At 69.9% G+C, this 1023-nt stretch carries 1 protein-coding gene; it reads right to left on the minus strand.

Annotated elements, in window-relative coordinates:
• Positions 1 to 1023 (minus strand): condensation domain-containing protein (locus tag ACFZBX_RS36995; protein WP_391538211.1); only part of this gene is annotated, 1023 nt, incomplete at both ends.

Raw genomic sequence — 1023 nt, forward strand, 5'->3', positions numbered from 1 at the left:
GCGTTCAACTCCGCATACGTCCAGACCTCATCACCGGCCTCCAACGCCACCACGTCCGGCGCCACCGCCACCCTGGCCTCGAACAGCCCGGGCAGCGTGACGGACGTCATCTCGGCGGCAGTGTCGTTCCACTCGCTGAGGATGCGCCGGCGCTCGGCCTGGTCGAGGATCTCGACCGTGTCGACGGTCAGCTGCGGATCGGCGACGACGGCCCGCAGCAGGCGCGCCCACCGCTCGGCCATGACCTCGACGGTCGACCGGTCGTACAGGTCCGTCGCGAACTCGACGAACCCGTTGATTCCCGCGAGCGCGCCGGCTTCGCCACGCTCCTCGCCGACAGTGATGAACACGTCGAATCGCGCGGTGCCGGTGGGGATCGGCTCGGGGCTGACTCGCAGCCCGGGAAGTTGGAAGTCGGCCTGCTCGTTGTTCTGCAGAGCCAGCATGACCTGGAAGAGCGGGTGGTGCGAAGCGGAGCGGTGCGGGTTGAGCTTCTCCACCAGGTGCTGGAACGGGACGTCCTGGTGCGCATAGGCGGCCAGGGTGGCCCGGCGGACCTGCGCCAGCAGATCCGTGAAGGCCGGGCTGCCGGCCGTGTCGGTCCGCAGGACCAGGGTGTTGACGAAGAAGCCCACCAGGTCGTCGAGGTTCTCGTCGGTACGCCCGGCGATCGGGGAACCGATCGGGATGTCGGTCCCGGCGCCGAGGCGGGTCATGAGGACGGCGAGGGAGGCCTGCAGCACCATGAACACGGTCGTGTCGGTGCTGCGGGCCAGCTCGGCGAGGTCCCGGTGCAGGTCCGCGTCGAGACTGAAGGCGATGGTGTCACCCGAGTTGCCGGCGACGGCGGGGCGGGGCCGGTCGGCGGGGAAGGTGACCTGCTCCGGCAGGCCGGCCAACTGCTCCGCCCAGTAACCGTTCTGGCGGCTGAACGCGCTCTCCGGGTCGCCGTCGTCACCGAGCAGCTCACGCTGCCACAACGTGTAGTCGGCGTACTGCACCGGCAGCTGCGGCCAATCCGGC

It is taken from the genome of Kitasatospora sp. NPDC008115 (assembly GCF_042957205.1).
Classification (GTDB): Bacteria; Actinomycetota; Actinomycetes; order Streptomycetales; family Streptomycetaceae; genus Kitasatospora.